The sequence below is a fragment of the Bradyrhizobium sp. 62B genome (assembly GCF_030272265.2).
Classification (GTDB): Bacteria; Pseudomonadota; Alphaproteobacteria; order Rhizobiales; family Xanthobacteraceae; genus Bradyrhizobium.
Genome location: NZ_CP092841.2, coordinates 6,112,036 through 6,135,635 on the forward strand (window position 1 = coordinate 6,112,036; position 23,600 = coordinate 6,135,635).

26 protein-coding genes are annotated in these 23,600 nt (G+C 65.2%); all 26 read right to left on the reverse strand.

Annotated elements, in window-relative coordinates:
* Position 1: 1 nt before the first annotated feature.
* Complete coding sequence (gene fliR, locus ML401_RS29290) at positions 2–754, reverse strand: flagellar biosynthesis protein FliR (protein WP_194404161.1); 753 nt, start codon at positions 752–754, stop codon at positions 2–4.
* A complete protein-coding gene (gene flhA, locus ML401_RS29295; protein ID WP_259216718.1) occupies positions 751–2,832 on the reverse strand; it encodes a flagellar biosynthesis protein FlhA in 2,082 nt (693 codons plus the stop codon). The genes fliR and flhA overlap by 4 nt, the downstream gene beginning before the upstream one ends.
* A 77-nt stretch (positions 2,833–2,909) precedes the next feature.
* On the reverse strand, positions 2,910–3,176 hold the full coding sequence (gene fliQ / locus ML401_RS29300) for a flagellar biosynthesis protein FliQ (protein ID WP_027572776.1): 267 nt from the start codon (positions 3,174–3,176) through the stop codon (positions 2,910–2,912).
* Positions 3,173–3,592, reverse strand: a complete 420-nt coding sequence (gene flgD / locus ML401_RS29305) for a flagellar hook assembly protein FlgD (protein ID WP_194404163.1) — start codon at positions 3,590–3,592, stop codon at positions 3,173–3,175. The genes fliQ and flgD overlap by 4 nt, the downstream gene beginning before the upstream one ends.
* Positions 3,593–3,606: 14 nt before the next feature.
* On the reverse strand, positions 3,607–4,017 hold the full coding sequence (flbT, locus tag ML401_RS29310) for a flagellar biosynthesis repressor FlbT (RefSeq protein WP_194404164.1): 411 nt from the start codon (positions 4,015–4,017) through the stop codon (positions 3,607–3,609).
* Complete coding sequence (gene flaF / locus ML401_RS29315) at positions 4,017–4,361, reverse strand: flagellar biosynthesis regulator FlaF (protein WP_259216699.1); 345 nt, start codon at positions 4,359–4,361, stop codon at positions 4,017–4,019. The genes flbT and flaF overlap by 1 nt, the downstream gene beginning before the upstream one ends.
* Positions 4,362–4,415: 54 nt before the next feature.
* A complete protein-coding gene (locus tag ML401_RS29320) occupies positions 4,416–5,462 on the reverse strand; it encodes a flagellar hook-associated family protein (protein WP_285807764.1) in 1,047 nt (348 codons plus the stop codon).
* Between the two features lie 3 nt (positions 5,463–5,465).
* Positions 5,466–6,944 carry a flagellar hook-associated protein FlgK gene (gene flgK / locus ML401_RS29325; protein WP_194404167.1) on the reverse strand — a complete coding sequence of 493 codons (1,479 nt, stop codon included), beginning with the start codon at positions 6,942–6,944 and terminating at the stop codon, positions 5,466–5,468.
* Between the two features lie 34 nt (positions 6,945–6,978).
* Complete coding sequence (locus ML401_RS29330; protein WP_194404168.1) at positions 6,979–8,208, reverse strand: flagellar hook protein FlgE; 1,230 nt, start codon at positions 8,206–8,208, stop codon at positions 6,979–6,981.
* 120 nt (positions 8,209–8,328) lie between these two features.
* Entirely contained in the window at positions 8,329–8,910 is a 582-nt protein-coding gene (locus ML401_RS29335; RefSeq protein ID WP_211416099.1) for a transglycosylase SLT domain-containing protein, read from the reverse strand.
* Entirely contained in the window at positions 8,861–10,204 is a 1,344-nt protein-coding gene (locus ML401_RS29340) for a flagellar hook-length control protein FliK (RefSeq protein WP_285807765.1), read from the reverse strand. Before ML401_RS29340 ends, ML401_RS29335 begins: the two co-directional genes overlap by 50 nt.
* Positions 10,201–11,379 (reverse strand): chemotaxis protein, encoded by a 1,179-nt coding sequence (locus ML401_RS29345; protein ID WP_285807766.1) that lies wholly within the window; start codon positions 11,377–11,379, stop codon positions 10,201–10,203. The genes ML401_RS29340 and ML401_RS29345 overlap by 4 nt, the downstream gene beginning before the upstream one ends.
* Positions 11,376–12,683, reverse strand: a complete 1,308-nt coding sequence (locus tag ML401_RS29350) for a MotB family protein (RefSeq protein WP_285807767.1) — start codon at positions 12,681–12,683, stop codon at positions 11,376–11,378. Before ML401_RS29350 ends, ML401_RS29345 begins: the two co-directional genes overlap by 4 nt.
* A gap of 6 nt (positions 12,684–12,689) precedes the next feature.
* On the reverse strand, positions 12,690–13,382 hold the full coding sequence (locus ML401_RS29355; protein WP_285807768.1) for a hypothetical protein: 693 nt from the start codon (positions 13,380–13,382) through the stop codon (positions 12,690–12,692).
* On the reverse strand, positions 13,379–15,004 hold the full coding sequence (gene fliF, locus ML401_RS29360) for a flagellar basal-body MS-ring/collar protein FliF (RefSeq protein ID WP_194404174.1): 1,626 nt from the start codon (positions 15,002–15,004) through the stop codon (positions 13,379–13,381). Before fliF ends, ML401_RS29355 begins: the two co-directional genes overlap by 4 nt.
* Before the next feature lie 303 nt (positions 15,005–15,307).
* Positions 15,308–16,219 carry a flagellin gene (locus tag ML401_RS29365; protein WP_194404175.1) on the reverse strand — a complete coding sequence of 304 codons (912 nt, stop codon included), beginning with the start codon at positions 16,217–16,219 and terminating at the stop codon, positions 15,308–15,310.
* Positions 16,220–16,484: 265 nt separating this feature from the next.
* Complete coding sequence (locus tag ML401_RS29370) at positions 16,485–17,390, reverse strand: flagellin (RefSeq protein WP_285807769.1); 906 nt, start codon at positions 17,388–17,390, stop codon at positions 16,485–16,487.
* A 265-nt stretch (positions 17,391–17,655) separates the two neighbouring features.
* Positions 17,656–18,396 carry a flagellar type III secretion system pore protein FliP gene (gene fliP / locus ML401_RS29375; RefSeq protein ID WP_285807770.1) on the reverse strand — a complete coding sequence of 247 codons (741 nt, stop codon included), beginning with the start codon at positions 18,394–18,396 and terminating at the stop codon, positions 17,656–17,658.
* Positions 18,393–18,836: a flagellar basal body-associated FliL family protein gene (locus tag ML401_RS29380; protein WP_194404178.1), complete on the reverse strand. Its 444-nt coding sequence runs from the start codon at positions 18,834–18,836 to the stop codon at positions 18,393–18,395. The genes fliP and ML401_RS29380 overlap by 4 nt, the downstream gene beginning before the upstream one ends.
* 42 nt (positions 18,837–18,878) lie before the next feature.
* The gene (gene flgH / locus ML401_RS29385) at positions 18,879–19,574 is read right to left on the reverse strand and encodes a flagellar basal body L-ring protein FlgH (RefSeq protein WP_211416605.1); all 696 of its coding nucleotides are present in this window, start codon (positions 19,572–19,574) and stop codon (positions 18,879–18,881) included.
* Between the two features lie 12 nt (positions 19,575–19,586).
* A complete protein-coding gene (locus ML401_RS29390) occupies positions 19,587–20,351 on the reverse strand; it encodes a MotE family protein (RefSeq protein ID WP_285807771.1) in 765 nt (254 codons plus the stop codon).
* A gap of 67 nt (positions 20,352–20,418) precedes the next feature.
* A complete protein-coding gene (gene flgI / locus ML401_RS29395; protein ID WP_211416092.1) occupies positions 20,419–21,549 on the reverse strand; it encodes a flagellar basal body P-ring protein FlgI in 1,131 nt (376 codons plus the stop codon).
* The gene (gene flgA, locus ML401_RS29400; RefSeq protein WP_249131890.1) at positions 21,546–21,998 is read right to left on the reverse strand and encodes a flagellar basal body P-ring formation chaperone FlgA; all 453 of its coding nucleotides are present in this window, start codon (positions 21,996–21,998) and stop codon (positions 21,546–21,548) included. Before flgA ends, flgI begins: the two co-directional genes overlap by 4 nt.
* 37 nt (positions 21,999–22,035) lie before the next feature.
* The gene (gene flgG, locus ML401_RS29405) at positions 22,036–22,824 is read right to left on the reverse strand and encodes a flagellar basal-body rod protein FlgG (protein WP_063201481.1); all 789 of its coding nucleotides are present in this window, start codon (positions 22,822–22,824) and stop codon (positions 22,036–22,038) included.
* A gap of 19 nt (positions 22,825–22,843) precedes the next feature.
* Entirely contained in the window at positions 22,844–23,173 is a 330-nt protein-coding gene (locus ML401_RS29410) for a flagellar hook-basal body complex protein FliE (protein ID WP_211416090.1), read from the reverse strand.
* Positions 23,174–23,175: 2 nt separating this feature from the next.
* Positions 23,176–23,592 carry a flagellar basal body rod protein FlgC gene (gene flgC / locus ML401_RS29415; protein ID WP_285807772.1) on the reverse strand — a complete coding sequence of 139 codons (417 nt, stop codon included), beginning with the start codon at positions 23,590–23,592 and terminating at the stop codon, positions 23,176–23,178.
* Between the last annotated feature and the right edge of the window lie 8 nt (positions 23,593–23,600).

Genomic DNA, 23,600 nt, shown 5'->3' on the forward strand with positions numbered 1-23,600 from the left:
CTCACTCCGCCAACCAGGACGAAACGCCGAGCATGAATTGCGTCAGCAGCTCGTCACTGGTGAGGTAGAGCAGCAGGAAGCCGCCGAACAGCACGAAGGGCACGGAGATGAAATAGACCGGAATGGCCGGCGTCAGCTTGTTGATCAGGCCGACCGCCAGGTTGACGATCACCGAATAGACGATGAAGGGGCTGGTGATCCGCAGCGTCAGCACGAACGCTTCGGACAAGCGTCCGACCAGCTGGTCGAGCGGCATGCCGCCGCCGAGCCGGTCGCCGGGATGCCAGACATCGTAGGAGTTCATCAGCCCGCGCAGGACCTGCCAATGCTGGTCTGTCATGAAGAACAGCGTGGTGACGGACACCATGATCAGCGGCACCAGCGCCGGCGCCGGATCGCTGTCGGCAACCGGCGTGCCCGGGATGTTGCTGAGGCCGATCGCGCTCGCCATCACGGTCGCCATGGTCTGCAGCGCGAGGAAGAATACCCGCCCGCCGAGCCCGATGACGCTGCCGACCAGGAGCTCCGAACTGATCAGGAGCGCCAGCGTCAGCGGCGCCGCGTTGTCCGTGAGGGGCTTCAGGACCGCGATCAGGATCGGCGCCAGCGCGAACGTCGTGACCAGCGCGACGAACAGGCGAACCTGGGCCGGAACGTTGACGCTGGAATAGCCGGGCACCAGCATCAGGCAGGCGCCGATGCGGCAGAATACGATGAACGTCACCAGCACGCTGTCGGCCAGGCCTGAGATCACGAGATGGCTCCGAGTGCCCTGATCTCCGCGCTGCGCGCGACCTCGACATGCGACAGGATCGGCAACGTCGGGAACACCCGTTCCAGGATCATCCGGACATAGGGGCGCGCTTCGGGCGTCACTGCCAGCACCACGCTGGTACCGTTCTCGGTGAACTTGCGGATCGCGGCGCTGGCTTCGGTCGCGAATTGCTCGATCAGGCGCGGATCGGCGTCGAACTCGATGACGTCGCCCTTGGCGTCGCGCTTCAGGCTCTGGTGGAACGCGAGATCCCAGCGGTTGCCGAGACGGACGACGTTGAGCACGCCATTGTCGGAGAGGTCGCCGCAGATCTGCTGGGCCAGCCGCGTGCGCACATGCTCGGCGACCTGCTCGGAGCGCCGCACATGGGGCGCGATCTCGGCGATCGCCTCCAGGATGAGGTGGAGGTTGCGAATGGAGACCCGCTCGGCCAGCAGGATCTTCAGGATCGCCAGCAGGCCCGAATAGGAGATTTGCGAGGGGCAGAGATCCTCGACCAGGCGCTTGTACTCGGGATCGAGCCGGTCGAGCAGCGCGCGCATGTCCTTGTAGGACAGGAGCTGGGCGAGGTTCGCCCTGAGCACTTCGCTCAAATGCGTGAGCAGCACCGACAGGTTGTCGACCGGCTTGCAGCCTTGCCGCTTGACCTCGTCGGTGAAGGCTTCCGTGACCCAGAGTGCCTTCATGCCGAAAGCGGGCTCGATCACCTCCTCGCCTGGCACGTCGGGCTTGCCGTCCTTGTCGACCAGCACGAGCACCTCGCCGAGCCTGAGCTCGCCATGGGCGACGCGCGTGTCGTGGATCCGGATCTGGTAGCTCTTGGGATCGATCGAGAGATTGTCGGTGAGCTTGATCTCGGGAATGACGAAGCCGTACTGCTTGGCGAACTTCTTGCGGATCTTGGCCACACGATGCGCAAGCTCGGTGCGCGAGCCCAGGAGATGAACCGAAAGGTGGCCGCCGAGCGCCAGCTCGATTTCGGCGGTCTTGAGCTGTTCCTTGACGGATTCCTTGGCCTCGGCCTGGGCGCGCTCGTCGGCCTTGAGGGCCGCCTCCTTGCGCTCCTGCGCCGCCTGCCGCCTCGGCAGCGAGTAGCCGACGAAGGCCATGACGCCGCCCAGCGCAACGAAAGGCGCCAACGGCAGCCCCGGCATCAACGCGAGCACGAACATCATCAGCGCGGCAGCCGATACCGCGCGCGGGTAGCCGCTGAGCTGCCGCAGCACGGCCTGCTCCGCCGACCCCCTGGTGCCGCCCTTGGAGACCAGCAGGCCCGCGGACAGCGACACGATCAGTGCCGGCATCTGCGACACCAGACCGTCGCCGACGGAGAGTTTGGTATAGACGTCGGCGGCACGCGACAGGGTCAGCCCGTGATGGGTGACGCCGATGATGATGCCGCCGAAAATGTTGATCGCCGTGATGATCAGACCGGCGATGGCGTCGCCGCGGACGAATTTCGAGGCGCCGTCCATGGCACCGAAGAACGCGCTTTCCTCCTCGAGCTCGCGGCGCCGGCGCTGGGCTTCCTTGTCGTCGATCAGGCCCGCCGACAGATCGGCGTCGATCGCCATCTGCTTGCCGGGGATGGCATCGAGGGTGAAACGCGCGCCGACTTCGGCGATACGCGTCGCGCCCTTGGTGATCACGACGAAGTTCACCGTGACCAGGATGGCGAAGATGATCAGGCCGATGACGAAATCGCCGCCCATCACGAACTTGGAGAAGCCGGCGACGACGTGGCCGGCGGCTTGCTCGCCCTCGCCGCCGCGCGACAGGATCAGGCGGGTGGTCGCGACGTTCAACGCGAGGCGCAGGATCGTCGCGATCAGCAGCACGGTCGGGAAGGCGGAGAAATCGAGCGGTCGCTGGATCCACAGCGCGACCATCAGGATCAGTGCCGACAGCGCGATCGAGAACGCCAGGCCAAGGTCGATCAGGATCGGCGGGATCGGCAGGAACAGAATCGTGAGCATGGCCACGATGCCGCCGGCAAAAAAGGCGTCGGCCCCCAATCTTCGTGGGGTCGGCAGGCTAGCAGCTAACGTATCGGCCATGGGTCACCGGCAGAGGAGTCCGGTTCGCAATCTGCCGTGCAAAGCTTACGCGAGGGTGGTGGCAGACGCCTCGCGGATCAGAAGCCGTGCTCGATCCGCGAATAGACCATCTCGGTGAAGGTCGAGAGATGCGCGCCGATGAAGGAGCCGGAGACGGCGACGACCAGCAGGATGACGATGATCTTCGGAACGAAGGTCAGCGTCACCTCCTGGATCTGGGTCAGGGCCTGGATCAGCGCGATCACGGTGCCGACCAGCATCGCGGCGCCGACCGCTGGCCCGGAGGCGACGATGATGGTCCAGATCGCCGCCTGGACGATGTCGAGAGCGTCGCGTTCGTTCATGACTGGCTGATCGTGAGGCCGGGCCCGACCGCGACCTTGGTGCCGTCCTGGAGGGTCGCGATGGAGCCGTCACTGTTGATGGCGACCGAAACGACCTTGCCGCTGAAGCTGGCGCCGGTCGAGTCCGTGAAGCTGACGGTCTTCCCGATCAGGCCGTTGGCCTGCGACAACGACTGCGACGACAGCAGCGCGTCCAGCTTCGAATTGGTCTGCATCGCCTGCTCGACCGTCGAGAGCTGAGCGAACTGGCTCATATATTGCGAGGTATCCATCGGATTGGTCGGATCCTGGTTCTTCATCTCGGCGATGAGGAGCTGAAGAAACGTATTGTAGTCGACGCTATTGCTGGACGTCGTCGTGGTCTGGTCGGTCGCATTGGACTTGCCGGTCGTGTCGGTCACGCCTGTGACGTTCATGTGTCTCTCCGCTGTCAGGCAGCTTCGACGGGGGAAATGGGTACGGCGCCGGCCAGGATGGCCTGCTCGACCGGGAACAGGGCCCGAATCCGCTTGAGCGCTTCGAAGTAACGGGTCGCCTCGACCAGCTCGTCGACCGCACCAAGCCCCTCCAGCATCTCGCGGCTCTCGCACACGGCACGCAGGGCCGCATGATGCTGCGCATAGAGCGCCGCGGCATCACGGATGTCGGTCGGGTTCATCAGCATGAGCTGGACGATGAAATAGAGCTGCCGCAACGCCGTGGTGGCGTCGGAGGCCTGCATGACCTGCCCTTCCAGCAGGAACATCACGTCGTTGACGAGCTCGACGGAGACCTTGCGGTCCACGCGCAGCACCGCGCCGTTGATGTAGATGCGTTCGCCCGCCCGCAAGGAGACTTTCATCAAAGGGCGTCTCGGATCAGGCGGTTGATTTCGATGAGCTGCATCACGTCGTTCGATCGCTCCTCGCGAAGGCGATCGGCTTCCTTGACCACCCAAAGGCCGATCGAGATGATGTCGGCGCGCAGCTTGTCCGGCAGCCCGTTTTCCGGGTGCGAGAGGTCCTCGATGAAGATCGTCCACAAGCGCCGGACGTAGAGCAGGCTCTCGACCAGGTCCTCGAGGCTGAAGCGCCCCCTCTGGAGTCGTTCGAGCCGGTCGATGCCGAGGCTGAGCGCCTGCCGTTCGCGGCCGCGTGCTTCAAAGCCACTCTCGTCGACGACCGCTTCATAGGCTTCAAACGTCATCAGAACCACTCTGCGCAGGAGATCGAAAAACAGGACAAAGGTCGCGAGCCCAACTCAGAGATAGTTGATGAGGCTGATCTGCTGGAGCTGCGAGGTCAGCGCGAGCGCCGTCTTGATCTGGGTCTGCAGGGTATTGACCCGGACCGAGGCCTCGGTCGGGTCGACAGCCTCCATCTGGACGATCTGGTTGTTGAGGATGTCCTTCTGGATCTTCAGCTTCTCGGATGCACCGGTGACCCGCTGCTGGATCGAGCCGACGGTGCCGCCGAGCACGGCGAGATCATTGATCGCGCCGCTGACGAGACTGATGGCCTTGTCGACGACGACCTGGAAGGTGTCCTTGCTCAGGCTGGTGTTGCCGAGGTCGGTGAGCATGGTGTAGGCCTCGGCCAGCTTGCGGAAGCCGGGCTGGTTTGCGCTGACCGAGCTGTCGACGACCTCGGTCGTGGAGATGCGGCTCGACAGCGTCTGGTCCGTGGCCGCCGACCAATTGGTGTTCCAGGCCGGGCTTGCAAACTCGGGATCGAGGACGTTGTCGAGGAAATTCTGCATCTGCGCCGGCGTGATCGTGCTCACGCCCGGCGCGGACTGCGAGAAGCCGAACGTCGCCAGGAAGTCCGCGTCGACCTGGTTCTTGCTGGCCGAGCCGGCCGTGTAGCTCGTGACCGGCACGGTCTGCGTGTTGATGCCGCCGAACAGGTACGACCCGTTGTAGGAGACGTTGAGCGCGCCAATGAGGTCCTGAAGGTTCGCGGACGCGCTCGGCAGGATGATCTTCGCACCGCTGTCGGCGTCGCGGGCCGCGATCAAATTCTTGAGGAAGTCCGACGCGGTCTTGCCGAGCTGCGTGATCCGGTTCTGGGTCACATCGAGCCGCCCCGTCACCAGCTCGTTGGTGTCGACCAGCTGATCGGCGAAGTTGAAATCGGCCCGCAGCGCCACGTCGCGGCCCGTTCCCGTGCCGAGCTCGAGGCCGACATCGGCGAAACGGCCGGTAGTCGCTTCCTTCGAGGCCTTGGTCAGCGCGCTCTGGTTGTTCGTGATCGACGACCTCAACGACGATGACAGCATCAGGGTCGAGATGTAGTTCGCGCTCATCATGACTTAGTTCCCCACGGCGGCCAGCAGGCTCTGCAACATCTCGTCGACGGTCGAAATGATCTTCGACGACGCCGAATAGGTGCGCTCGACCTGGAGCATCAACGACATCTCGTCGTCCATGTTGACACCGGCGACGTTGGACAGCGCCGCGGTGCTGCGGTCGAGCAGCGTGTTCTGGTACTTGACGTTGTCGTCAGCGGTCTTGCGATGGCTTTCGATCCAGCTCGCCGAGGACGAGGCGAACTCGATCACGCTGCCGCTCGGCTTGCCCTGGGCCGTGACGTCGAACGGCTGCGACGCGTTCATATTGTCGATGAGCTGATGCAGGCGGGTCGAGAAGCCGGCGTTGCCGGTCGTGTTGTAGTTGAAGGCAGGATTGCCGCTGATCGCGCCGTCGCGCAGAAGGTTGGGATTGCCGCCCGCGGCCGGGTCGACCGACGCAGCGACCGAGATCAAGCCGGCGAGGCCGACCGAGATCGTGGCGCTCGCAGGCATCGCGGGCGCGCCGGGATAGGTGAAGAGGCCGGGCCTGTCCGCCAGCGTCGGAACGGCCGACTGATCGCTTTCCTTGAAGGTGTCGATCAGGCCGCGCGCGATTTCGTCGAGCTGGCTCTGGTACGTGACCGTGTCCTGGTCGCGCAGCTGGGCCAGGCCGGCGAGCTTGCCGGACTTGAGCGGCATGACGGAATTGGCACCGGTCACGGGCACACCGTCGATGAAGACGGCGTTGCCGGTGGTGCCGGCTGTGTAGGCGTTGGTCGGCGCAAAGCTCACGGTGCGCGCCGACTTGTCGAACAGCACGACGCCACTGTCGGTGTAGAGCGCCGCGTCGCCATTGGGACGGAGCGACATGGTGACGCCGACCTCCTGCGACAGCTTCGAGACGATGCTGTCGCGCTGGTCGAGATAGTCGGTGACGTCGTCGCCGGTGATCGTGCCCTTCACGATCGCGGTGTTGACCGTCTGGAACTGGGTCAGCAGCTGGTTGATGTTGGCGACGGACGTCGCCATGTCGACGTCCGCCCCCTCGCGAACCGACTGCACCGTCTTGGTGGCCTGGTTGAGCGCGGTCACCATGTCCTTGGCCGAGGTCACGGCGGACTGCGCCAGGGTCGCATTGTCGGTCGAGTTGGCGTATTGCTGCAGCGCCTGTTTCAGCTTGTTGAGCTGGGCGGTCGGCGACTGTTCGAGCTCGGGATCGTCCACCGTCGCGGCCGCGATCTTCTGCAGGCCGTCATAGATCACGCTCTGCTTGGCGGACGATGACGTCGCGGTAAGGACGTTGGAATAGAGGCCCGAAGACGCCGCGCGCTGGATCGCCGCGACATAGACACCGGTGCCGGGCAGATTGTCCAGCATGGTGAGCTTGCGCGAATAGCCGGGGGCGCTGGCCCCGGCGATGTTGCGCGAGATCGTCGCCGACTGGATGCCCGACGCCATGAGCGAGGAGCGGGCGGAGTTGAGAGCGGCGGTAATGGACATGACGTGCCCTTGCCCGAAACGAGCGCTGAAGAGTTCAGCGCTTCAGGTTGACGACGACGTCCAGCAGGTCGGCGCCGGTCTGGAACGATTTCGAGTTCGCGGTGAAGCCGCGCTGGGCCTCGATCATCGAGGTCAACTCGTCCGCTAGATCGACGTTTGAATCTTCCAGCGCACCGGACTTGACGGTGCCGAGACCGCCCTGGCCGGCGAGGCCGACCTGCACGTTTCCGGACTCCAGGTTCGGCGAATAGACGTTGCCGACCTCGGGCGTCAGATGATCCGGGCTCGGCACGGTGGCGAGCGCGATCTGGAAGCTCGGCAGCGTGGTGCCGTTCTTGAGCACGGCGGTGACGATGCCCTTGTCGTCGATGTTGACCTTCTCGACCGAGGACGGGGCGTTGCCGTCGACCGTCGCCTTGAAGTCGAAGGCGGCGGCGACCTGGGTCATCGCCGACAGGTCGATATTGAAGGCCGCGGAACCGCCGGGGATGGCGACCGAGAGCGCCGTCGGGCTCGCCGCGGCCAGCTTGCCTTTACCGGTAGCGGTGACGTCGAAGGTGAACGTGGTCGCGGGGCCGGCTGTGGTCAGTGCCGTCGCGCCGTTGTAGACCTGGATGTCCCAGGTGTTGGCGCCGGTCTTGGCGGCGTAGACGTCGAGCGTCACGGCGTTGCCGATGTTGTCGTAGGTCACCATCGACGTCTTCGACGTGTAATTGGCGGGCCCTGCCGGCGCTGCGATCGCGGTTGCGCTCGGATCGAGATTGGCGGCCACGGTCGCCTTGGTCGACGGCGCAGCCTGCAGCGCCATCTGGTTGACGTTGATGACCTGGAGACCGCCGAAGCCGTTGGCGGCGACGTTAGGGACGGCACCGTTCGCGATGTTGTAGCCCATCAGCTGGAAGCCGGCGGTGTTGACGAGGTTGCCGGTGTTGTCGGGCACGAACGCGCCGGCGCGGGTGAGGAAGTTGTTTCCGTTCGCATCCTGCACGACGAAGAAGCCGTTGCCCTGGACCGCGAGATCCGTCGTCGAGGTCGTGAAGTGGTAGTTGCCGGCGTCGGAGATGGCATAGCGGACCGAGGTCTCGACCGCACCCGAATCGTAATTGCCGGAGCCGCTCTTCAGGATCAGCGAGGAGAATTCGGTGGAAGCTCGCTTGTAGCCGGTCGTGTTGACGTTGGCGATGTTGTCCGAGACCGTCGACAGCTTGTTGGACTGCGCGTTCATTCCGGAAACGCCGGTGCGCATAACACCATACAGGCTCATGAAGGGGGCTCCTTTGGTAGGTTGCAGCTACAATGCGGGTTCTTGCTTGCGCGGGGCTGATGATTGGGAACGATGCACAACTTGTCGTCGTGCCGACGCCTGTTGCTTCAGGCCCTCACATCAGGTTGCTTTCGGCTGACAGAACGAGCGCGCCTTGTCGGTCCAGGCGCCGAAGCCGCTCGAGACGAGATGAGCGACGATGTGACAGACGTAGCGCTTCTGCGCCGGCTGATTGTTGGGGCCGGCATTGTAACGCGCGACCGCCATGGTCCAGCTGCCCTCGCGCTGCTTCAGCTCCTTGAGGAAACGGGCGGCATAATCGACGTTCCTGGCGGGATCGAACATCGCACGCACCGAAGCGAACTTGTCGCCGTGATAATAGTGGTTGATCTGCATGCAGCCGAGGTCGATCAACTTGATCCCCTTGCCCCGCATCGCCTCGAAATTCGCCATCGCATCGTTCATGTCCTTGGCGAACACCGTCTGGCCGTCGGCGCCGAGCGCGTAGGGATGGAGCGCGCCGCGCCGTCCGGTCTCGGTGAGGCCGACCGCATAGAGAATGCCGAGCGGAATCCCGTGCTGCTGGGCCGCACGCGCCATCTCGCGCTCGCAGGGGCGCGCGTTGTCGGTCGCCGCCGCCGCAGCACCGACGTCACAGATAAACAGGGCCGCGACGATTCGGCTGGCCCAATTCCTGGTCATGACGCGTCTCCTGATTGGACTGGCGCTCCTGCCGGGCCTGTCTCGCGCCGCCGTCGGACTGCCCCGACGACGTGCCGCCGCCGTCGAACGTGCCTTGCGACTGCGACGAGGGCTGTTGCGGGCTGGGAAGCTGCGGCTGCGACTGGCCGGAGCCGCTTTGGAATCCGTCCAGCGAGCCGTGCTGGACCGGCGCGACGTCGGCGACGTAGCCCGCCGACTGCATGAGATCGCGGATCTGGTCGCGCTGCTGGTCGAGCATCTGGCTGGTGTCCTTGCGCTCGGCCGCAAGATGGATGGACACTTCGGTGCCGACGAGGCGAAGGCGCATGGTGACGTTGCCGAGCGCCGGCGGCTCGAGATTGATCGTCAGGATCTTGAGCGGCTGATCCGGCGCATGGGTCTGGGACGCCGCGGGATCAAGCGCCGCGGGCACCGTCGGGCCGGCGGAGTCCTTCAGCTCAGTGACGACCGCATTGGCGACCTGCTGCGGGGCATTGAACTGCGTGGGCGGCAGATGGGTCTCCTGCTGAACCACGGTGACCTTGGTCGTCTCGGGCAATGCATCACGCCCCGCGGCCTTGGCGGCGCGCTCGACATTGGCCGAGACCGCCTCGAAGCCCGGCGTCGCGGGCATCGCGCCTGACGGCTCACTGGCCTGTGCAGGCAAGGATTGCGGCGCGGCCGCCGCTTGCGATGCCGCGGCCTGCGCGCGCGCGGCGGCCGGAGCGACATTGGATGGGGCGGTATCGGCTGCCGCCGCCTTCGTCGCGCCCTGAACCTCACGCTTCGTCGTGGAGGACCGCTCCTCGCGCGCCGGCGCGTCCTTCTCGGCGGCCTGCGATTGCATCTGCGGCTTCACGGCAGGCGCGGCAGCGATCTCCTGCCCGACCACCACGGCAGTGCCCGATGGGTCCAGAACATCCGCCTTGGCGGCATGATCGATCGGACGGTGTTTCTCCGCTAGCCTGTCGACCTTCTCGTCGGAAGCATCCTCCGTGGGCTCTGGTCGCTCCGACGCCACCGTGAGCTCGTGCACCGAGGCGTCCTTCTTTTCCTTCGAGGTCGGATGCGCCAGATGCGGGCGCAGCGTTGCGGCCTTCGCGGTCGTATCGCTGCCGTCGTCTTTCAGTGCCTGCTTGGCAAGGTTCGAGACGGTATGGAGCAGATCGTTGAACGAGGAACCTGCCTGGGACTTGGCCCCCGCGCTCTTTCCCTCGCGTGACGGCCCCCGGATGTTGAGGCTCTCGGCGAGGCCCGAAAAGAGCTGTCCGGATGTTCCATTGAGCTTGGTCATGGACGGCGGTCCCTGGTGAGGAGTTCGATTTCGCCCAGCTGCTTCTTCGCGCGCGCAAGCATCACGGTCGATGACGCCAGATCGAGACGCGCCGGCGTTGCCGGAGGCTTGTCGGCGGCAGTGGCGGATCCGCTGGGGAACGGCTTGCGCATGTCGAGCGCAAGCTGCAGCGTGGCATTCAGAAGCGGGACGTCGCGCTCGGGCAGCTTCGACCGGTCGAGTGCCTTCAGCTCGGCGAGACCGCCGTCATATTCGTCGGTGAGCGCCCGCGCGGCGCCGCGGAAGAAATGCGCCCGCTCGCGCTCCGCGGACGCGTCGGCGCTGAGCGCCAGCGCCCGCTCGCCGGCAAGCCGCGTCACGCCGAGCTGCCCGCGCACCATCGCGGCGCGCGCTATCACGAGATAGAGCTTGAGGCGGCTCGCGCGATCGATCTGCTCCAGCATGGCGGCGATCCGCGCGAAGCGGCGCTCGTCGAGCGCCAGGCTCGATTGCGTCAGACCACTGGAGAAGCGCTGCCAGAAATCGCCGGCATAGATCGAGTTGCGGTAGTGGCGCAGATAGGCCAGCGTCAGGAACTCGAACTTGTCGAAGTCCTCCGCCTGCCCGACCAGCAGGATCTCGCGCCGCAGCGCCGCCTCCTCCACCAGCGTTCCGGGCAGCAGCAGTCGCGCATCGTCCAGCCGCTCGATCGCGAGCGATGCTTCGGAACGCGCGAACAACGCGCCCTGCACCAGCGCGACCTGTCCGCCGAGGCCCGAAGACAGCGTCCGCGGCTTGACGTCCTTGAGCAGCTCCCGCGCTTCCTCCTGACGCCCCTCGACATAGGCGAGCGCGCCGTTGAACAGCCGCTCGTCCACGCTCATCTTGTCGCGCGGCAGCTTGCGGACGATTTGCGGCGCGCCGCCGCTGAGCAGGTAGATGACGACAGCCTGGCTGTTCTGCGGATTGCTCCACACGGCAGGATCGGCGGCGAGAAATTTCTCACCGACCTGCCGGATCAGCGCGATGTGGCTGCCATGCGCGGCTGTGTCGCCGTTGGCGATGCCGTCCTGCACCGCCTGCAATGCGCGGACGAGTTCATAGGGCTCGCCCGGCTGGCGCGCGGACTGGGCCAGCACGTTCGCCGCCGTGAACGGCAGGAGCAGCAGAGCGGCGCAGAGCAACGGCCTGATCAAGGGCGCTTCTCTCGGAGCAGGATCTCGATCCGGCGGTTCTGCGCGGCCGCCGGATCGTTCGGAAGCTTCGGCCGCCGATCGGCGTAGCCTTCGACATGCTCGATCCGCTGCGCGTCGACGCCGGAGCGAACCAGCATGTAATAGGCCATCTGGGCGCGCGCAGTCGACAGCCGCCAATTGTCGTAAGTGTCCGAACGATACGGCCGATTGTCGGTATGGCCGCGGACGATGATCACGCCCTGGCGTTTCGTCAGCAGCGGCCCGATCTTGTCGATCACGCGGATCAGCTCGGGCCGCGGCTCGGCCGAGCCGACCGCGAACATGCCGAAGCTTGCATCGTCGGTCAGGCTGATCAGGAGACCCTCCTCGACCTGACGCACCTCGGCCGCCGGTCCTGCGCCCGCCTTGACGTCCGACAGCGCGTCCGCGATCGCGGACTGCAACTGCTTGATGGTCGGCTGCTGAGTCTGGGCCGCATCGCGCGGTTCGCTCTCCTTCGCCGCATCGCTCTGGCGCGCCTGTGCAGTGGCGTTGGGTTGAACGGTGGTTTGGGCGCTGCCTTCGCGGGGCGATTGCGCCGGCGCGGGCCCCGGCGGCAGCAGGGGCGACAGGTTTGCGGACGGCGCATCCGCGCTCGGTGCAACGCTTCCGCCGGCATCGTCGGTCTTGGCACGACGTGCCTGCTCGCCCTGATTGGTCGCGGGCACGGCGTCGCGCGCCGCATTCGGCCTGGGCTCGCTCTCTATCATGCGATCGGCGTCCTTGGACGCTTGCGGCGCCAGCTTCCAATAACCGGGGTCAAAAGGGTCACGGTAGGCGTCGCCGCCCTTGAGGCCTTCCTCTTCGGCGGACGTCAGCGCACCGACGCGCCGCTGTCCCGAGGACTGGTTCGCGCTGTTCGCGATCTCCGCGAGCGTCGCATAGGGATCACGGAACAGCACCTTCTCTTCAAAGGAGGCCGGCTCCTCGATCGTCGGCGAGTCACCGCGACGTTCTTCGTTCGAGCCGGCCGGCTGACGCTTGCCGTCCTGGCCTTCGAACGACGTCGGCTCCTTCTTGGTGAGATTCTTCAGGCCCTTCGGCGCGGGGGCATTTTCCGCGAGCTGGATCGGGTTGAAATAGCTCGCGACCACCTGCTTCTGGTCCTGGTTGAGCGCGTTGAGCAGCCACATGACCAGGAAGAAGGCCATCATCGCGGTCATGAAGTCCGCGTAGGCGATCTTCCAGACGCCGCCATGATGCGCCTCCTCGGCGAACGCGCTGCGCCGGCGGACGATCACGAGCTCATGCTTGACCTCTTCCATGGCGGATTACCGGCGCGCTTCCTTGAGGCGTTCGCTCCAGGCCGAGATCTGCGTCTCGATCACGGTCTGGTCCGCAACGACACGAACCTCGAGCGCCTCCGCCGTCTCGTACTCGATGCCGATCCGCCTGGACGTTTCGAGCTGCGTCTTCACGAGGTCGAGCAGCTCGCTCGGACCGGTGACCTTGAACGCCGGCGCCGACGAGTTGCCGGTCAGCGCCGCAATCTGCTCGACCAGCGATCCGATCGCCTTGTCGCGGACTGCGTCGGCGAGGAACGGCAGCAAGATCCGCGCGACGGAGCTCGCGATGTTGGTCTCGATCTCGCGGCAGGCCGCCTCGAAGCCGCCGACGATGGCGACCGCTTGCTGGTCGGACCATTTGGCGCGCTCCTCGCCGAGCCGGATGGCGCTGCGGACGCGCTCTTCGGCGAGCTTGGCGTCGCCTTCCGCAACACCGGCCGCAAGGCCGCGGCGGTAGGCGTCGTCCAGCAGATTGGTAGGGGGAACCTCGGCCTTCGGCGCCGGAGGCGGCGACTGGGGCAGCGGCTGCGGCTGAGCTTGAAGTTGCGGCTGAGGCTCGCGCACCACCTCCTTCGGCCGGGTCAGCAGGTCCTGGACCCTGGGCGGCGGAGGCGGTGGTGACTTGGCCCGGCCGTTCGCGTCGAACTGCGTCAGGAACTTTCCGATTGCCGCGTTCATGCCGCCTCCTCGCGTCGCATCCAGTCTTTAAGGATCGCTGCCGCCTGCGCCTGATCGAGCCGAACGATCTGCTCCAGCCGCTTCTGCGGCGTACGCTGCATCTTGCCTTCGAGGTCTTCGACGAGGTTGAGCTCGGGGTCCTGACTTTCGGCCAGCGCGAGAGCGGCAGCAGCTTCGAGCTCCGCGGCCTCGGCGGCCTCCACCTGCTCCTGCTCGGCGCGATGGGTCAGGATGCCGTTGACCGCCGGCCGCAATCCGAACCAGACCAGCATCGACGCGACGGCCAGGATCGTCACCGCGTTGATGACGCTGCCGAGCTGCTTGTTGATCATCTCGACGAAGCTGATCGGAGGCACCGGCGCCAGTTCGCGCGAGCCCTCGATGAAGTCGACGGCCGTCACCTGGATCTGATCGCCGCGCGTCTTGTCCAGTCCGCCAGCCGTCGCCGCGAGCTGGCTGATCTCGGCGAGCTTGCTGTCGACGATGGCCTGGTTGGTCTTGTCGCCGAGATCGGCGACGAGCCGCGCGCGGTTGACAAGGACGGCGATGAACAGCTTCTTCACGGCGTAGCCGTCGCTCACCGTCGTCGTGGTCTTGGACGAGACTTCGAAATTGGTGACGTCCTCCCGGCGGGTCTTGTCCTCGCTGGAGTTCTTGCCGCCGCCGGCGTTCACCTGCTGATCGGGAAGGTTCTGCTGCACTGTCGTCGGGGTCGAACGGTCGGCGTTCTGCGACGATTCCTTCTCGCGCACGTTGCGCACCGAACGCTCGGCGCGGCTCTCGGGATCGTAGACGGTCTCGTTGATCTGCTTCTTGTCGGTGGAGAGCTGCGGGGCGACGCTGACCTCGAAATTGTCGAGGCCGAGATACGGCGTCAGCGCCTTGCGGATGTTCTCCTGCACCATGCCGCCGACCGTCTTCTGCAGGCTCGCCATCTTGGTCGGGGCGGCGCTCGCCTCGTCCTCCTCGGCGAGCAGCATCGAGCCGTCGGCATCCAGCACCGTCACCTTGTCGCGGCTCATGCCGGGAATCGCGGCGGCGACCAGATGACGGATCGATTGCGCCGTGCGCGCCTCGATCGCGCCGTCGGTGCGCAGCACGACCGAGGCCGAGGGCGGCTGCTGCGTCGCGCGGAACGAACCTCGGACCGGCATCACGATGTGCACCCGCGCCGCCTTGACGCCCTTCATCAGCTGCACCGTGCGCGCGATCTCGCCTTCCAGCGCCCGGAGCTTGGTGACCTCCTGCATGAACGAGGTGAGGCCGAGCGAGCCGATCTTGTCGAACAGCTCGTAGCCGGAATTGGCGCTGGTCGGCAGCCCCTTCTCGGCCAGCAGCATCCGCGCCTGCATGGTCTGGCTCGGGCGCACCGAGAGCGCGTCGCCGGCCGTATTGACGTCGAACGTGATGTTCTGCTCGCGCAACGCCGCGCCCATGCGCGTCACGTCCTCGCGGGTGAGGCCGGTATAGAGCGTTTCGAACTCGGGACGGCTGAGATAATACGCGCCGCCGACGACGGTGACGAGAACGGCAAAGCCGATCAATCCCAAGGCCATCAGGCGTCGCGGCCCAAGCTCCAGCAGATTATTGAGCAGTTGCTGTATCTGCGCACGACTGAGCATATGACCTCGTACCAATGCGAACGGTGAGGACACTCCGCTGCCAACCTTGTCTGAAGGTTGCGCGAGGACGGCATTGTGTCAGTTCGCAGGCACGGCGTTGCAATTTTACAAGAAACCTGGAGACGCCGGCTTTCCGGAAACGCGCGAACGCTCCGGGCGCATCATGGTGCGATCGGTTGCGGCGGGCCGTATGAGATCTGGCATCAGGGTCGATTGCAGGCACGTCATGTGCCGCCGCATCCGCCGGTCACGGCGGGGACCGTGCTCCCCTTCAGGGAGCACGGTCGTTTTCGAAAGCGCCGCTTAGCCGCGGAACAGCGACAGGATGCTCTGGCTGTTCTGGTTGGCGATCGAGAGCGCCTGAACGCCGAGCTGCTGCTGGGTCTGCAGCGCCTGGAGGCGGGTCGATTCCGCGTTCATGTCGGCGTCGACGAGCTGGCCGATACCACGATCCACCGAGTCCATCAGCGACTTCACGAATTCCGTGTTGTTCGAGATGCGGTTCTTGATGGCACCGAGGTTGGCGGCCGACTGGCTGACCGTGTTGATCGCGGTGGTGACCTGCGCGATGTAGCCGTCGAGGATGGTCTGGTCGGCTGCCGAGTCGGTCAGCGAACCGATGCCGATGGTGTTGACCGACGCGCTGCCGGTCACCGTGTCGAGGATGCCGCTCGTGGACGCAGTGTAGAGCGAGTAGTTGGCAACCGTCACCGTGATGGTGTTGATCGTCGGGGTGCCGCCGACGCGCGAGAACGACGACACCAGGTTGACCGTCGTCGGGGTGGAAGCGTTGGTGCTGAGCCAGTTGACGCCGTTGAAGGTCGCCGCGTTGGCGACGTTCTTCATGTCCTGCTGGATCTGGGTGATTTCAGCCTGGATCTTGGTGCGGTCGATGCCGGCGGTCTTGGCTTCGACCAGCAGCGCCTGCAGCTTGGTCAGGCCGGAGTTCTGGTCGCCGATGACCTTGTTCAGAGCGGTGTACTCGGTGTCGACGGTCGCGGCCGACAGACCGAGCGAGTCGGAGACGGCAGAGAGCGCGGCGTTGTCGGCGCGCATCGAGGTCGCGATCGACCAATAGGCCGAGTTGTCCGAAGCGGTCGAGACGCGCTGACCGGTGGAGATGCGGTTTTCGGTGGTCTGCAGGCTGGCGCTGACATTCCGGAGGGTCTGGAGCGCAGTCATTGCGGCGGAGTTGGTAAGCAGGCTGGAAGCCATCTTTGATGTCCCTTTGAAAACAGATTGAATGGGGACATACCGGGCTTGCACCGGTACGACAGGGCGGCATCATGCCTTTGGGTCTGCGGAAATGCGCATGAACCCAACCCGTCGTAACGGCCAGACTAGCCAGCGAAGCTTGTGCGGGGCTTGTGGTGCTGTGATCCTGCGGCAACAGCGCAGCCGAAATCGCGGCGCACGGCGCCGCGTCAAACGAAAGGGCCGCGCTTCGCGAGAAGCGCGGCCCTCCCGGACTATCTAAGACTTAGCGGAACAGCGACAGGATGCTCTGGCTGTTGTTGTTGGCGATCGAGAGCGCCTGAACGCCGAGCTGCTGCTGGACCTGGAGAGCCGCCAGGCGTGTGGACTCCTGGTTCATGTCGGCGTCGACGAGCTGGCCGATACCGCGATCAACCGAGTCCATCAGCGACTTCACGAACTCCGAGTTGTTCGAGATGCGGTTCTTGATGGCGCCGAGGTTGGCAGCGCCCGAGGACACCGTGCCGATCGCCGCGGTGACCTGCGCGATGTAGCCATCGAGAACCGTCTGGTCAGCGGCCGAGTCGGTCAGCGCACCGATGTTGAGGGTGTTGACCGACGCGCTGCCGCTCACCGTGTCGAGGATGCCGCTCGTGCTCGCGGTGTAGAGCGAGTAGTTGGCGACGGTCACGGTGATCGAGCTGGTGGTCGGCGTGGAGCCGACGCGCGAGAACGACGACACCAGGTTGACGGTGGTCGGCGTGGAGGCGTTCGTGCTCAGCCAATTGACGCCGTTGAAGGTCGCCGCGCTGGCGACGTTCTTCATGTCCTGCTGGATCTGGGTGATTTCCGACTGGATCTTGCTGCGGTCGATACCGGCGGTCTTGGCTTCGACCAGCAGCGACTGGAGCTTGGTCAGGCCGGAGTTGCTGTCGCCGAGCACCTTGTTCAGAGCGGTGTACTCGGTGTCGACGGTCGCGGCCGACAGACCGAGCGAGTCGGAGACGGCGGAGAGCGCGGCGTTGTCGGCGCGCATCGAGGTCGCGATCGACCAGTAGGCGGCGTTGTCCGCGGCCGTGGCCACGCGCTGACCGGTGGAGATCCGGCTCTGCGTGGTGGAGAGTTGCGAGCTGACAGACCGCAGGGTCTGGAGCGCGGTCATGGCGGACGAGTTCGTGAGCAGGCTTGACATTGCGAATGTCCCTTTATGTACGCGTTACATTTTCATCAGGGGACATACCGGACTTGCACCGGTACGGAGGGACGGCATCATGCCTTTGGACTGCTGTGGGTGGGGTCCAACCCGCCGTGACGCATTGCTAGCACGCGAAATCTTGCCTGCGGATTAAGATCGGCTTGAATTCTTCAGCAATATCAGATGGTTAATATTACCCACCGCTAACCATAACGCGGTACTTTCCGCTAACCATGACGGGGCGCCACGCGGCCACCGCCCCTTACGAGAACGAGCGCACCAGCCCGGAGGCGAGCAGATTCCAGCCGTCGATCAACACGAAGAACAGCATCTTGAACGGCAGCGCGAGGATCGTCGGCGGCATCATCATCATGCCCATCGACATGGTCAGCGTCGCCACGATCATGTCGATCACGAGGAACGGCAGGATGATGAGGAATCCGATTTCGAACGAACGCCTCAGCTCGGAGATCATGAAGGCAGGGATGATGACGCGCAGATCGACGCGCTTCTCGTCGAACTTCTTGCGGAAGCTCTCCGCGGCGAGCGACTCGAAGGTCTGCAGATCCTTGTCCCGGACGTGGGCCAGCATGAACTCGCGGAACGGATCCGTGATCTTCAGATAGGCCTGCTCTTCCGAGATCTCGTTCTTCATCAGCGGCTGGACGCCGGTCTCCCAGGCGCGGTCGAAGGTCGGCGCCATCACGTAGAAGGTCATGAACAGCGCGAGGCTGATCATGACCAGATTGGCCGGCGTGGTCTGCAGGCCGAGCCCCGCGCGCAGGAACGAGAGCGCCACCGCAAATCGCGTGAAGCTCGTCACCATGATGAGCAGTCCCGGCGCCACCGACAGCACCGTGATCAGGGCCATCAGCTGGATGATCCGGCCGCTGGTCGAGCCGTTTCCGGGCGGCAGCAGCGAGTTGAGGTCCGGAATCTGGGCGAGCGCCACTTCGGGCAGCACGACCATGATCAAGGCGAGCAGCAGGACTTTCACTCTCACTGGATCACCAACGTCTCAATGATCAATTCGCGGACCTTGCCCGACGAGCGGATGGCGGCGCGCTCGGTCAGGTCGTCGCGCAGATGCTGGAGCCCGCGCGATCCCTCGAACTGCGCCACCGAGGCGGACCGCAAGTAGGTGACGATGTCTTCGCTGATGTGGGCGGCCAGGATGCCGGCGTCCTCGTCGCTCATGCTCTCGGTCACCATGGAGGCCTCGATGCGAGCCCAATTGTTGGCCGGCGCGGCCAAGTTGGTCACGATTGGAGATAGTTTCCGCAAGCGCGCGCTGCCGGCGTAGCTCGACGCCAGCGGCGGCGGGGTCGCGCCCTTCTTCGCGTCGGCGACGCGCTCGGCGGTCGCAAACAAATGCAGGCCGGCCAGCGCTCCCGCGCCGATCGCGACAAGGGTCAGCACCACGATGGCCGCGATCAGGCGCATGACGTCCCCTGCCCTCGCGACACGGCCAGGCCGGCGCGAACTTCAGAATGGTGCCACGGCGTCATAGATCCGGTGTCCCCATCCAGGCTGCTGCACGTCCGAGAGATTTCCGCGACCGCCGTAGGACACGCGGGCTTCGGCGATCTTCTCATAGGAGATCGTGTTGGTGCGCGATATGTCGCGCGGACGCACGATGCCGCCGACATTGAGCACGCGCATCTCCGTGTTGACGCGAAACTCCTGCGAGCCGCTGATCATCATATTGCCGTTCGGCAACACGTCGGTGACGATGGCGGCGATCGAGAGCTTGATGTCCTCGGTACGGTCGATCTGGCCGTTACCCTTGATCTGGGTGTTGGTGTTGAGATTGGCGCTTGTCGAGCCCTTGTCCTGCCATCCCGCGACGTCCATCAGCCAGTCGAGCCCGAACTTGACCTGCGAATCGCGCGAGCGGCCAGTCTTGTTGTCGAGCTTGGCCTTGTCCTGCATCGAGATGATCACCGTCACGACGTCGCCGGTGCGCCGGGCGCGGGGATCGCGGTAGAGATCGGTGCCGTCGTCCCAGGTCGAGCGATAGCTGACAGGCGTGCGCATGCGCGGCGTCACCGGGATCGGATCGGCCTGGGTCCGGAGGCCGCTGCCGACCGGCGACATCTGCGGGCCGTTCAGGACCTCGGACGGATCATGCAAGCATCCGGCCAGGAGCACGGACGCCAGGATCAGCGGGAGGATGCGGATCGGCTTCGTCATCTATTTGGTCTTTCCGTCGTCCACGCGACGCATTCCGCCCAAGAGGTCAGCGAGGTGCGCCGCGCGCGCCGTCTCCATCTCGTTGAAGATCGCGCTCGAGCTCCTCGGACTGAGCTTGGCGAGCACGGCGGCGGCGGTCTCGTCCGCCATACCGGCAATCTGGGTCGCCGCGGCGTCGGGCTTCATGCGCGAATAGATCTCGACGACGCTCGCTTCGGCCTTCTTCAGGAAGTCGTCACGCAGCGCCATCCACTTTTCATATTCGGCGCGCTTGGCCTCGACCTCGGCGATCCGCTCGCGCAGCAGGCTCTCGGCTTTCTCCAGCTCCTTGAGCTGCCAGGCCAGCCTCGCATCGACGGCGGGATCGGCAACGTTGCTGCAGAACAGGGCGACTTCGTTGTCCGCGGACGGCGCGGCCTGCGGCGGTGCGGGCTTCGGCAGAGCCGTGACACTGGCTGGCTTGGCCGGGCGTGCGGGCGTGGGGGCGGGCGCAGCCGCCGGCGCAGGCGTCTCGGGCACTGCACCGGTGGTTGAAGGTCCCGAATCCTCGGCCGCCCATGCGGTCGCCCGCATCGACGCATTGTCGCCCGGCACCGCCGTGACCGGCTGCGGCTTCTGCGGTCCGGGCGCGCGGGCGCGCGCGAAGGAAAGCAGGTTGAGTGGCTTCGAAGGCTTGGCCTCGTCCAGGGCGAGCACCGGCGAGATGCTCGCGAGCATCGATGCCACGATCAAGAGGAGTTTGGCTTTGTGATCCAGCGTCAGCATCGGGCCGCGTGCGATTCTCGCTTCAGACCTGAGCATTGAGCGACCAAGCTTGCACGACGCTTATGCATCATTGCACGATGACGTCGGCCTGGAGCGCGCCGGCGGTCTTGATCGCCTGAAGGATCGCGATGATGCCGGATGGTTTCAGGCCGATCTGGTTCAGCCCGCGCACCAGGCGCTGCAGATCGACCCCACTGAGGATCGCCACCTGCGATCCCGCCTCGTTGGCCTCGACCACGGTCTGCGGGACGACCACCGTCTGGCCCCGCGAGAACGGCGCCGGCTGCGACACCACGGGCATCTCCGTGACACGGACCGTCAGATTGCCGTGCGTCACGGCAACGGTCGATATTCGCACGTCGCGCCCGATCACCACCGTGCCGGTGCGCTCGTTGATCACCACCCGTGCCGGCGTGTCCGGCTCGACCGTCAGCTCACCGATCTCGGCAAGGAACCGGACCGGGCCGATGTGGCGCGGCTTCGACAGCACGATGGTACGGTAGTCACGCTCGAAGGCGATCTGCGCGCGGTAGCGTCCGCCGGCGAAGCGGTTGATGGCGTCGAGGATGCGCGTTGCGGTGACGAAGTCAGGGTTCTTCAGCTGCAGCACCAGGTACTCCATCTCGTGGAGACTTCCCTTCACCTCGCGCTCGACCAGCGCACCGTTCGGGATGCGTCCGGCGGTCGGGGTGCCCTGGCTGACGTTCTGCGCCTGGCCTCCGACGCTGTAGCCGGCGACCACGATCGCGCCCTGCGCCACCGCATAGACGGCGCCGTCCGCCGCGCGCAGCGACGTCATGACCAGCGTACCGCCGAGCAGCGACGTGGCATCGCCGAGCGAGGACACCGTGACGTCCATGCGCTCGCCGGGCCCGATCGAGGGCGTGAGGTCCGCAGTCACCATCACGGCCGCGACGTTGCGCGTGCGCAGCGTCGTCGGTCGGGGCGGATTGTTGGTGCTCGTGGTCTCGTTCCTGACATTGATGCCCATGTTTTCGAGCATCGATTGCAGGGACTGCTCGGTGAACGGAGCGTTGCGAAGCGTATCGCCGGTGCCATTGAGGCCGATGACGAGGCCATAGCCGACGATCTGGTTTTCGCGCAGACCCTTGATGTCCGCGATGTCCTTGATGCGGACGGCGGCATGAGCGCTGGCGGCGGAAAGCAGCAGGACGAGCGCAAGCAGGAGCCGGGTCATGAGCCGTCCGCGACCTTGACGGTACCGTCCGGCTGGACGACGCCTTTGATGATCACGCCGGTATCGGTATTGCGCACCGGAATGAGCGCGCCCGCCGCGCCCGACTGCATCGCCGAGCCGTAGGTGACGATGGACAGTCCGCTGTCCTCCACCACCACCTTGACCATGGCGCCGCGCGCGACGGTCCAGGGATCTTCCACCGCATTGCTGGGAATGGGCTGGCCCGGCAGTAGCGCACGCCGCGCCATCCGGCCGACCAGGACCTGGCGCCCCTCGATGAACATGGCAACGCCGAGCAGGCCCGATGCGAAGGCGCGCTCGGTGATCATGTCGTCGCGAATCAGCTCGCCGGCGCGGATCGCAACCGCCGGCACGGGAAGCCGCTTCTCCTCGGCCATGGCGAGGCGACCCGAGGCCAGAATCAGCAGCACGGCGGCCAACCCGCGCATGATCAGGCCCACCCTGTTCACCATCGCAACACCGGAACTAGCGCATGCCCTTCGAAACCGTTTGGGCCATTTCATCCGAGGCCTGGATGACCTTGGCGTTCATTTCGTAGGCGCGCTGCGCCGAGATCAACTCGGTGATTTCCTTGACCGGATCGACGTTCGAAGCTTCGAGATATTTCTGGTTGATCTTGCCGTATCCGGAATCGCCGGGAAGACCGACGACCGGCGTGCCCGACGCCGTGGTCTCCTTGTAGAGATTGCCGCCGAGCGGCTCGAGGCCGGCTTCGTTGGCGAAGTTGGCGAGGTTGAGCTGGCCGATCTGCCGCGGGTTCACTTCCGTGTCGAGCTTGGCAAACACCTGCCCGGTGGCGTTGACCGTGACCTCGACGGTTCCCTGCGGCACCGTGATCGCGGGGTCCAGGAGGTAGCCGTCGATCGTGACGAGCTGGCCGTTGGCATTTGTATTGAACGAGCCCGCGCGGGTGTACTGCACCTCGTTGTTGGGACCGAGCACCTGAAACCAGCCGCGGCCGTTGATCGCCATGTCGTAGGGATTTCCGGTCTGCGTCAGCGCGCCCTGGATGTGGAGCTTGCGGATCGCCGCCGACTTGACCCCGAGGCCGAGATTGGCGCCTTCCGGAATCGGCGAGGAGCCGTTGACGTTGGCCACGCCCTGCATGCGGTCCATCTGGTAGAACAAATCGGTGAATTCCGCCCGCGCCCGCTTGTACGACGTCGAGTTGATGTTGGCGATGTTGTTCGCGATGACTTCGATGTTGGTCTGCTGGGCATTCATGCCCGTGGCCGCAATGGCGAGCGATTTCACTTGAACCTACTCCTTCAGATCAAATCGACATCCGGACGACTTCTTGATAGGCCTGCACGACCTTGTCGCGAACCGCGACCGCCGTCTGCAGGGCCTGCTCCGCCGACATCAGCGCCTCGACGACGCGCCGCGTCGATTCCTTGCCCTGCATCGCCGAGATCGACGCGGCTTCGCCCGCCTTCAGCGTCCCGATCGCATCGCTCGTCACCTGCTTCATCACAGACTCGAAGCCGACATCGTCCGTGGACTGGACTGCCGTCGTCGCCGCAGGCGAGATCGCCTGCGTCTCGGTCGCGCGCGACGCCGCCTGTCCTGCGGAGATCGCCGTGGATGAAATCGCCTCAAGCATTGTCAGCTCCTTAGGAGGTCGATGGTCATGCCGAGCATCGACCTGACCTGTTTCACGACCTGGAGATTGGCTTCATAGGACCGGTTGACTTCCCGCATGTCGGCCATCTCGATCATCATGTTGACGTTCGGCAGCTTGACGTAGCCGGCCTTGTCGGCGGCGGGATGCCCGGGATCGTACTCGACGCGGTACGGCGTGGTGTCGACGCCGATCTCCTTGACCTTCGCGAGCTGCGAGCCCGAGGCGCGGTCCATCGCGGCATCGAAGGTGATCGTCTTGCGCTGATAGGGATCAGCGCCGGCGGTGCGTCCCGTCGAGGTCGCGTTCGCGAGATTTTCCGAGACGATGCGCATGCGCGTCGATTGCGCTTCGAGCCCGGAGCTCGCGACCGTGAGGGAGACGCTCAGTGAGTCCAGCATGTCAGTTC